The following is a 9669-nucleotide window of genomic DNA, read 5'->3' as shown; positions in this document are numbered from 1 at the left end:
TGTTATATAAACGAGATTCATAACTTGTTTACAAGATTTATCTTATGAAAACCAATGCGTTAGTGGGTGTAGTGGCATCCTTTTTTTTAAAAATAACACCAAAAAAGATATAACGGAACACACGACCTGAAGGGGAACGCACTAATTTATTTTAAGTAAATAAAAGAAGTTATTTATATCTTAGCAAAAAAAAATAAATATGTTTTTAAATAAGTACTTGTTTCTTTTTTTAATATTCTTTTCTTTTTCTTTTTCTCAGATATCCGTTTGTACTTGGAATATTATGAATTTAGGAAAATCAAAATCTGATAGTGAATTAGAAGTAATGGCTAATGCTATTAAGAGTTATGATGTTATTGCAATTCAAGAGGTAGTTGCAGGTCATGGTGGTGCAATAGCCATTAGTAGATTGGTTTCTATATTAAATAGGAAAGGTTCAAAATGGGAATTTGTAATAAGTAATCCAACAACGAGTACGAATCCATCAAGTCGTGAGCGCTATGCTTTTATTTGGAAACCTTCAATAGTAAAAAAAACTGGCAATTGTTGGCTAGATCAAAACTATCAAAAAGAGATTGATAGAGAACCTTATATGGGTACTTTTTTATATAAGGGGAAATCAATCACTTTAGTTTCATTTCACGCAGTACCTAAAAAGAAAAACCCAGCAAGCGAAATAAAATATTTTAAATTTTTCCCTAATTTATATCCAAAACTTAATTTAGTTTTTTTGGGTGATTTTAATTGTCCTCAAAGTCATTCTGTATTTTTTCCGATTAAAAATATTGGTTTCCTTAGTGTTTTCCAAAATCAAAAGACAAGTTTACGTCAGAAATGCATTAATAATGATTGTTTAGCTTCTGAGTATGATAATATTTTCTACAAAGTAAATAAAGTTAAAGTTTTAAAAAGTGGAATTGTCCCTTTTTATACTTTATTTAAGTCTGTAAAGGAAGCAAGAAGGATATCTGATCATATTCCAATTTGGTGCTCAATTCAACTTAAATAATTTGTTCCTATTACTATTACTATTACTATTAATTAAAACTATATTCGAACAAGTAAGATTTAACAATTTATTAGTATCAATAATGGTTTTTCATTTCTTTTTATTTGTAAATTTACATAAACTAGTATTAAGAATGAAAAATTTTACACAAATACTATGCATGCATAGTATTTTTTTTTATATTTGAAAAAAAAATATTTTATGCAAGATAAAACAATCGATTATATTTTAAGATATACCTGGCAAATGGTATCTAAAATGTATAATGAAGAAGCAGCAAAGTATGGCGCAACTATGGCCACCGGTTTTGCTTTGTTAAGCATTGATAAAGATAAAGGAATTCCGTCTACAGCTTTAGGTCCAAGGATGGGTATGGAAGCTACAAGTTTAACTAGAACTTTAAAATCTATGGAACAAAGAGGTTTGATTGTTCGAAAGAAAAATCCTGCTGATGGAAGAGGTGTTTTGATATTTTTAACGGAAGAGGGAAAACAAAAAAGAGAATTATCTAAGCAAACCGTTCTGCAATTTAATGAAGTAATTAAATCTAAAATCACCGACGAACAGCTTTATAATTTTATGCAAGTTGCTGATATAATTAATGAACAAATTCTTGAAAAAGAAATATTTGATAAAAACATCAAAATAAAATAATGTATATACTTCAAACAATATAAAAGTCTCCAAAATAAAATACATATAAATGAAACGAAATATTAAAAAAGTTGCAGTTATTGGATCTGGAATTATGGGTAGTGGAATTGCCTGCCATTTTGCAAATATAGGAGTAGAGGTAATTTTGTTGGATATTGCTCCAAATGAATTAACTGAATCAGAAATCAATAAAGGGTTGACTCTTGAGAGTAAGTTAGTAAGAAATAGATTGGTTAACGACCATTTACTAACAGCTTTAAAGTCGAAACCATCACCAATATATCATCAAAGTTTTGCCAGTAGAATAAGTACTGGAAATACTACCGATGATATGGCTAAAATAGCCTCTTGTGATTGGATTATTGAAGTGGTTGTAGAACGTTTGGATATAAAGAAATCTGTTTTTGAACAAATTGAAAAATATAGAAAACCTGGCACTTTAATCACATCAAACACATCCGGAATTCCAATTCATTTTATGAGTGAAGGTAGAAGTGACGATTTTCAAAAACACTTTTGTGGAACGCACTTTTTTAATCCAGCACGTTACTTAAAATTATTCGAAATTATTCCTGGACCTCAAACTTCATCAGAAGTATTAGATTTCTTAAGTGGTTATGGAGAAAAATTTTTAGGAAAAACGTCAGTAGTTGCTAAAGACTCACCCGCATTTATTGGTAACAGAATCGGGATTTTCGGAATAATGAGCTTATTTCATCAAGTGAAAGAATTGGATTTAACTATTGAAGAAGTTGATAAATTAACGGGTCCAGTAATTGGTCGACCAAAATCGGCTACTTTCCGAACTGTTGATGTTGTTGGTTTAGATACGTTAGTTCATGTGGCGAATGGAATCTACGAAAATTGTAAGACAGATGAAGTTTTAGAATTATTTAAATTGCCAGATTTCATTAATAAAATGATGGAAAATAACTGGTTGGGAAGCAAAACCAATCAAGGATTCTATAAAAAAGAAGGGAAAGAAATTCTTTCATTAGATTTAAATACATTAGAATATCGTGCCGCTAAAAAAGCATCTTTTGCTACATTGGAATTAACAAAATCAATAGATAAATCAATTGATAGATTTAAAGTATTGATTACAGGAAAAGATAAAGCCGGAGAATTTTATCGTAAAAATTTTGCTTCAATGTTTAACTATTGCTCGAACAGAATTCCAGAAATTACAGACACTTATTACAAAATTGACGATGCAATGAAAGCTGGTTTTGGTTGGGAAAACGGACCGTTTGAAATTTGGGATGCTATCGGTGTTCAAAAAGGAATTGAATTAATGCAAGCGGAAGGCTATCAACCTGCAAATTGGGTAACAGAAATGCTAGCTTCTGGAAATTCGTCTTTCTACTCTGTAAAAGATGGTGCAACTTATTTCTATAATATAGATAACAATCAAACAGAAAAAATTCCCGGACAAGATGCTTTTATTATTCTAAACAACATTCGCGAAAGCAAAAAAGTTTGGAATAACAGCGAAAGCATTATTACCGATTTAGGTGACGGAATTATCAATTTAGAGTTTACCTCTAAAATGAATTCTATCGGAGCTGGAGTTTTACAAGGAATAAATAAGGCTATTGATATGGCTGAAAAAGGGTACGAAGGTTTGGTAATTGGAAATCAAGGAACGAATTTTTCTGTTGGGGCAAATTTAGCAATGATTTTTATGTTGGCTGTTGAGCAAGAATATGACGAATTAAATATGGCAATCAAAATGTTTCAAGACACTATGATGCGTTGTCGTTATTCAGCTATTCCTGTTATTGCTGCACCACACGGAATGACGCTTGGTGGTGGTTGCGAATTAACTATGCACTCAGATAGAGCAGTTGCTGCTGCCGAAACGTATATAGGATTAGTTGAATTCGGTGTTGGAGTAATTCCTGGCGGTGGTGGTTCTAAGGAAATGGCGCTTCGAGCATCCGATTTGTTTAGAAAAAATGATGTGGAATTAAATGTATTACAAGAATATTTCTTAACTGTTGGAATGGCGAAAGTGGCTACATCTGCTTATGAAGCTTTCGATATTGGCGTACTTCAAAAAGGAAGAGATATTGTTGTTGTAAATAAAGATAGACAAATTGCTACTGCAAAACAAGTGGCTTTACAAATGGCAAATCAAGGGTATACGCAACCGGTAAGAAGAAATGATATAAAAGTTTTAGGAAAACAAGCATTAGGAATGTTTTTAGTTGGAACTGATCAAATGGTTGCAGGACAATTCATTTCTGAGCACGACCAAAAAATCGCAAATAAATTGGCTTATGTGATGGCTGGTGGCGATTTATCTGAACCAAATTTAGTATCCGAACAGTATTTATTGGATTTAGAACGTGAAGCATTCTTATCACTTTGTTCGGAAAGAAAAACATTAGAACGCATTCAGTTTATGTTAACTAAGGGAAAACCGTTGAGAAATTAATCAAAAAGTAATTATGAAAACAGCTTATATAGTATCGGCATATCGAACTGCAGTAGGAAAAGCACCAAAAGGCTTATTTCGTTTTAAAAGACCTGACGAATTAGCGGCAGAAACTATCGAACATATGATGGCGCAATTGCCAAATTTCGATAAAACAAGAATTGATGATGTTATGGTAGGAAATGCTATGCCTGAAGCAGAACAAGGTTTAAATATAGGACGATTAATTTCTTTAATGGGATTAAAAGTAACAGATGTTCCTGGTGTGACTGTTAACAGGTATTGCGCTTCTGGATTAGAAACTATCGGAATGGCTACAGCTAAAATTCAATCAGGAATGGCACATTGTATTATTGCTGGTGGTGCAGAAAGTATGAGTTATATTCCAATGGGTGGCTACAAACCAACTCCAGATTATAAAGTTGCAGCAGCAGGAAACGAAGATTACTATTGGGGAATGGGATTAACAGCTGAAGCTGTAGCAAAACAATTCAAAATTTCGAGAGAAGATCAAGATAAATTTGCTTTCGAATCACATATGAAGGCCTTAAAAGCACAAGCTGATGGAAAATTCGACAACCAAATTGTGCCTATAAATATTGAACAAACGTTTGTTAACGAAAACGGAAAAAAAGAAACCAAATCGTATGTCGTTTCAAAAGATGAAGGTCCAAGATTAGGAACTTCTGTTGAAGCATTAGCCAATTTAAAACCAGTTTTTGCAGCTGACGGTTCTGTTACGGCAGGAAATTCGTCTCAAATGAGTGACGGTGCTGCTTTCGTTTTAGTAATGAGCGAAGAAATGGTGAAAGAATTAAATTTAGAACCAATTGCACGTTTAGTCAACTTTGCTTCAGCAGGTGTAGAGCCAAGAATTATGGGTATCGGACCAGTAAAGGCCATTCCAAAAGCTTTATCACAAGCTGGATTAACACTAAAAGATATAGATTTAATTGAATTGAATGAAGCCTTTGCTTCTCAAGCATTAGCCGTAACTCGCGAATTAGGATTAAATCCAGATATTATTAACGTAAATGGTGGAGCAATTGCTTTAGGTCATCCACTTGGTTGTACAGGTGCAAAATTATCGGTACAATTATTTGAAGAAATGAAATTAAGAAAATCTAAATACGGTATTGTTTCGATGTGTGTTGGAACGGGACAAGGAACAGCCGGAATTTATGAATTATTATAATTTATTTTAAATGTTGAATTTTAAATTTTAAATTGAATGAAAGAAAATATTATTGCAATTAAGAGTTTTGATTTTGCTTTAAGTATTGTTAATCTTTTTGTTCTACTTAAAAAAGAGAATGAATTCATAATATCAAAGCAAATATTGAGATCTGCAACAAGTATTGGTGCAAATGTTGAAGAAGCAATTGCAGCTCAATCTAGAAAAGATTTTATTCATAAAATGGCAATCGCATCAAAAGAAGCAAGAGAAACAAAATACTGGTTAAGATTGTTAAATAAGTCTAATTTAACATCTATTGATATGTCAAGTTATATAATAGAAGTTGAACATATAATTAATATCATTACAAAAATGATTAAGACATCAAGTGAAAGTACAACGAAATAATTTAAAATTTAAAATTCAACATTTAAAATAATATAAAAAATGGAAGATATAACAAGAGGTGGTCAGTTTTTAGTAAAAGAAACAAAGTGCGAAAATGTTTTCACACCTGAAGATTTTAATGAAGAGCAAATAATGATGCGTGATTCTGTTAAAGAATTCGTAGATAAAGAACTTTGGGCACATAAAGATAAATTTGAGAAAAAAGATTACGCATATACCGAACAATGTATGCGAAATGCGGGAGCATTAGGGTTTTTAGGAGTTGCAGTTCCAGAAGCCTATGGCGGATTAGGAATGGGATTTGTAAACACAGCATTAGTTTGCGATTATATTTCAGGAGCAACAGGTTCGTTTTCAACTGCTTTTGGTGCACATACTGGAATTGGTACGATGCCAATTACTTTGTATGGAACTGAAGAACAAAAACAAAAATATGTACCCAAATTAGCTTCTGGCGAATGGTTTGGTTCATATTGTTTGACAGAACCTGGTGCCGGTTCGGATGCAAATTCTGGAAAAACTAAAGCGGTTTTATCTGCTGATGGAACTCATTATTTAATCTCAGGTCAAAAAATGTGGATTTCAAATGCTGGATTTTGTAATGTAATGATTGTTTTTGCTCGTATCGAAGATGATAAAAACATTACAGGATTTATTGTAGAATATGATAGAGAAAATACAAACGGAATCACTTTAGGTGAAGAAGAACATAAATTAGGAATTCGTGCGAGTTCAACAAGACAAGTTTTCTTTAATGAAACTAAAGTACCTGTTGAAAATATGTTAGCAGGAAGAGGTGAAGGTTTCAAAATAGCAATGAATGCTTTAAATGTTGGGCGAATTAAATTAGCAGCCGCTTGTTTAGAAGCACAAAGAAGAACTATTTCTGGAGCAGTAAATTACGCTAACGAAAGAATTCAGTTTAATACACCAATATCAAGTTTTGGTGCCATTCAAGCAAAAATTGCTGAAATTACTACAAATTGTTATGTAGATGAAAGTGCTACTTACAGAGCTGCTGGTGATATTCAAAATAGAATTGAAGCAAGAGAAGCTGATGGAAATTCTCAACAAGAAGCAGAATTAAAAGGTGTGGAGGAATATGCTATTGAATGTTCTATTTTAAAAGTTGCCGTTTCTGAAGATGTACAACATTGTACAGATGAAGGAATTCAAATTTTTGGAGGAATGGGATTTTCAGAAGATACTCCAATGGAATCTGCTTGGAGAGATGCACGTATTGCACGTATCTACGAAGGAACAAACGAAATCAATCGTATGCTTTCTGTAGGAATGTTGGTTAAAAAAGCAATGAAAGGTCACGTTGATTTAATTGGTCCAGCTATGGCTGTAGCCGAAGAGTTAATGGGAATTCCATCTTTTGATGTGCCTGATTATTCAGAATTTTTAGCAGAAGAAAAAGAAATGATTGCAAAATTGAAAAAATCATTTTTAATGGTGGCAGGAGCCGCAGTTCAAAAATTTGGAGCAGAATTAGAAGCGCATCAACAACTTTTAATGGCTGCATCCGATATGTTAATTGAAATTTATATGGCAGAAAGTGCCGTTTTGAGAACAGAAAAAATGGCAAAAAAATTAGGTACTGATAAAGTTAGTGACCAACTTGCTATGACCCAATTGTACTTATATAATGCTGTTGATATTGTTACTCAGAAAGGAAAAGAAGGAATTGTTTCTTTCGCTGAAGGCGACGAGCAACGTATGATGTTAATGGGATTACGCCGTTATACAAAATATGTAAATATGCCAAATGTAGTCAAATTACGTGAGCAAATTGCTGCTAAAGTAATCGCTGAAAATAAATATTGTTTTTAATATTTAATTAGTTTGTGTAAAAAAGTCTTGAGAAATCAGGGCTTTTTTTGTTTAATTTGTTTTCAGTTTCTTGTCTAAAAATCCGAAATCTACTATCTAATTTCCAATTAAGTATTCACTTCCAAATCTTTAATATAATCTTCATTTTCATAGAAGAAACGCTCAAAAGCATCCATTTTGTCATAAAAGAAATTAAAAATGGTTTCCCAATCTGATTTTCGGTTCAAACTCACATCTGATAGTTCCACCCAAACACGACTTATAATTTTACCACTTTCTAAATAATGTTCTCTGTCAAAAATTACATCAGATAAAAATTCTTCAATCAAAATTTCTTTTAACGATTCGACTTTCTCAAAATAGATTTTTCTTTTATTTTCATCTTTGGGTTCAATATCTAACACCACATATGCTTTTTTATTATCCACATTAAATTTAAACGTAACGTCTTTAATTTTAGTATTATACAGCAACCATTTTCTTGGATATTCGTTTCCAAAAGTGCTCCAAAATTCTTTCTTTATTAATTGTGCGTCAGCTTTACTATACATTTTTGTAATTATTTTTTGTAACTTTATAAAATAGAAATCTAAAAATGGAATTCACTCACTTTATAAATAATATCGCAAATTTAAAGAAAGAAAAGTTGTTAGCCACAGATGCTCACATAAAAATGGCACCTTTGGAACGAATATCTTATCTTAAGGACAAATCCTATTCTGAAATTGAACCTAAAAATGCAGCAGTTTTAATGTTGGTGTATCCAAAAAATGAAATGGCACATTTGGCTTTAATTGTACGAAATACCTATCCTGGAGTGCATTCTTCCCAAATTAGTTTTCCAGGCGGAAAGGAAGAATTGGAAGATGGGACATTAGCATTTACAGCACTTAGAGAAACAGAAGAAGAAGTTGGCGTTCAAATGAATAAAGTTGAAATTATTAGACAATGTAGTGAGATTTATATTCCGCCAAGTAATTTTTTAGTTACTCCATATTTAGGTTTTTCAAAGGAAAATTTACAATTTATTCCGAATCCCGATGAAGTGCAACGCGTATTAGAGTTACCAATTCATAAATTGCTTAATGACAAAACTATCGTGCAAACCAAAATGACTACTTCTTATGCTGTAAATATCGATGTGCCTGCTTTTGAAGTTGAAAATTTCTTAATTTGGGGCGCTACTGCAATGATGCTCAGCGAGTTAAAAGAGTTGATTAAAAACGCAATGATGTAGTATAAAATTACTAAATTTGCATCGTTTTTAAAACGCAATTCGTATGGGGTTATTCAAAAGAAATCCGTTTGGACATATATTATTCATAAAAAAATGGTTAATCCGTATTTTTGGTGCATTAACTCATAGTAGATACAGAAGTTTTAATAATTTACAAATTGATGGCTCGGATATTATTCGAAATTTACCAGATAGAAACGTACTTTTTATATCCAATCATCAAACGTATTTTGCAGATGTAACTGCTATGTTTCACGTGTTTAATGCAGCTTTAAAGGGACGAGAAAATAATATTAAAAATGTGTTTTACTTGTGGCGGCCGAAATTGAATATTTATTACGTTGCAGCTAAGGAAACAATGCAAGAAGGTTTGTTGCCAAGAATTTTAGCTTATGTTGGTGCTATTACTGTAGAACGAACTTGGCGTGCTGAAGGTAAAGATGTGCAAAGAGATGTGAATCCGAATGATACTGAAAATATTAAAATTGCTTTAGAAGATGGTTGGGTAATTACATTTCCGCAAGGAACTACTCGATCTTTTAAACCAGTTCGAAAAGGAACAGCACATATTATTAAGCAACACAAACCTATAGTTGTACCAATTGTAATTGATGGGTTTAGAAGATCATTCGATAGAAAAGGATTGTTTGTAAAGAAAAAAGGAATATTACAATCAATGGAAATTAAGCCACCGTTAGAAATTGATTACGAAAACGATTCAATCGAAAAAATAGTAGAACAAATAGAATTCGCTATTGAACAACACGCTTCCTTTTTAAAAGTAATTCCACAAGATTTTTTAGAAGAAGCGTCAAAATTAGATATAGAAAGACAATGGAAATATTAAAAAAAAAGGCCTGATAAAATTTATCAGGTCTTTTTTTAGTATTCTATTTTTTGTAATTCAT

At 31.9% G+C, this 9669-nt stretch carries 9 protein-coding genes; 8 read left to right on the top strand and 1 reads right to left on the bottom strand.

Annotation, left to right across the window (positions count from 1 at the left end):
- Positions 1–199: 199 nt before the first annotated feature.
- The 6 genes from ACIQZ1_RS08955 to ACIQZ1_RS08930 all read left to right on the top strand — a co-directional run bounded on the left by ACIQZ1_RS08955 (position 200) and on the right by ACIQZ1_RS08930 (position 7524).
- The gene (locus ACIQZ1_RS08955; protein WP_396160625.1) at positions 200–1009 is read left to right on the top strand and encodes an endonuclease/exonuclease/phosphatase family protein; all 810 of its coding nucleotides are present in this window, start codon (positions 200–202) and stop codon (positions 1007–1009) included.
- 201 nt (positions 1010–1210) lie between these two features.
- Positions 1211–1663: a MarR family winged helix-turn-helix transcriptional regulator gene (locus ACIQZ1_RS08950; protein WP_396160624.1), complete on the top strand. Its 453-nt coding sequence runs from the start codon at positions 1211–1213 to the stop codon at positions 1661–1663.
- A gap of 49 nt (positions 1664–1712) precedes the next feature.
- Complete coding sequence (locus tag ACIQZ1_RS08945; RefSeq protein WP_396160623.1) at positions 1713–4103, top strand: 3-hydroxyacyl-CoA dehydrogenase NAD-binding domain-containing protein; 2391 nt, start codon at positions 1713–1715, stop codon at positions 4101–4103.
- Between the two features lie 13 nt (positions 4104–4116).
- Positions 4117–5298 (top strand): thiolase family protein, encoded by a 1182-nt coding sequence (locus ACIQZ1_RS08940; protein ID WP_396160622.1) that lies wholly within the window; start codon positions 4117–4119, stop codon positions 5296–5298.
- A gap of 36 nt (positions 5299–5334) precedes the next feature.
- Positions 5335–5688, top strand: a complete 354-nt coding sequence (locus tag ACIQZ1_RS08935) for a four helix bundle protein (protein WP_396160621.1) — start codon at positions 5335–5337, stop codon at positions 5686–5688.
- Between the two features lie 39 nt (positions 5689–5727).
- On the top strand, positions 5728–7524 hold the full coding sequence (locus ACIQZ1_RS08930) for an acyl-CoA dehydrogenase family protein (protein WP_396160620.1): 1797 nt from the start codon (positions 5728–5730) through the stop codon (positions 7522–7524).
- Positions 7525–7631: 107 nt separating this feature from the next.
- Here ACIQZ1_RS08930 and ACIQZ1_RS08925 read toward each other — a convergent pair whose 3' ends face one another.
- A complete protein-coding gene (locus ACIQZ1_RS08925; RefSeq protein ID WP_396160619.1) occupies positions 7632–8075 on the bottom strand; it encodes a DUF4268 domain-containing protein in 444 nt (147 codons plus the stop codon).
- A gap of 44 nt (positions 8076–8119) precedes the next feature.
- On the opposite strand from ACIQZ1_RS08925, the gene ACIQZ1_RS08920 reads away from it, so the two are divergent.
- Positions 8120–8761, top strand: a complete 642-nt coding sequence (locus ACIQZ1_RS08920; RefSeq protein ID WP_396160618.1) for an NUDIX hydrolase — start codon at positions 8120–8122, stop codon at positions 8759–8761.
- Positions 8762–8804: 43 nt separating this feature from the next.
- Positions 8805–9608 (top strand): lysophospholipid acyltransferase family protein, encoded by an 804-nt coding sequence (locus ACIQZ1_RS08915; RefSeq protein ID WP_396160617.1) that lies wholly within the window; start codon positions 8805–8807, stop codon positions 9606–9608.
- Positions 9609–9669 lie beyond the last annotated feature (61 nt).

The organism is Flavobacterium sp. (assembly GCF_044341185.1).
Classification (GTDB): Bacteria; Bacteroidota; Bacteroidia; order Flavobacteriales; family Flavobacteriaceae; genus Flavobacterium.
Note: the sequence above shows the minus strand (reverse complement) of the source record. Positions and strands in the feature narration are given on the sequence as shown.

Bases quoted from the DNA above. Each gene is read 5' to 3' on its own strand.
- ACIQZ1_RS08935 (WP_396160621.1), top strand. From the start codon at position 5,335: ATGAAAGAAAATATTATTGCAATTAAGAGTTTTGATTTTGCTTTAAGT.
- ACIQZ1_RS08925 (WP_396160619.1), bottom strand. From the start codon at position 8,075: ATGTATAGTAAAGCTGACGCACAATTAATAAAGAAAGAATTTTGGAGC.
- ACIQZ1_RS08950 (WP_396160624.1), top strand. From the start codon at position 1,211: ATGCAAGATAAAACAATCGATTATATTTTAAGATATACCTGGCAAATG.
- ACIQZ1_RS08945 (WP_396160623.1), top strand. From the start codon at position 1,713: ATGAAACGAAATATTAAAAAAGTTGCAGTTATTGGATCTGGAATTATG.
- ACIQZ1_RS08930 (WP_396160620.1), top strand. From the start codon at position 5,728: ATGGAAGATATAACAAGAGGTGGTCAGTTTTTAGTAAAAGAAACAAAG.
- ACIQZ1_RS08940 (WP_396160622.1), top strand. From the start codon at position 4,117: ATGAAAACAGCTTATATAGTATCGGCATATCGAACTGCAGTAGGAAAA.
- ACIQZ1_RS08915 (WP_396160617.1), top strand. From the start codon at position 8,805: ATGGGGTTATTCAAAAGAAATCCGTTTGGACATATATTATTCATAAAA.
- ACIQZ1_RS08920 (WP_396160618.1), top strand. From the start codon at position 8,120: ATGGAATTCACTCACTTTATAAATAATATCGCAAATTTAAAGAAAGAA.
- ACIQZ1_RS08955 (WP_396160625.1), top strand. From the start codon at position 200: ATGTTTTTAAATAAGTACTTGTTTCTTTTTTTAATATTCTTTTCTTTT.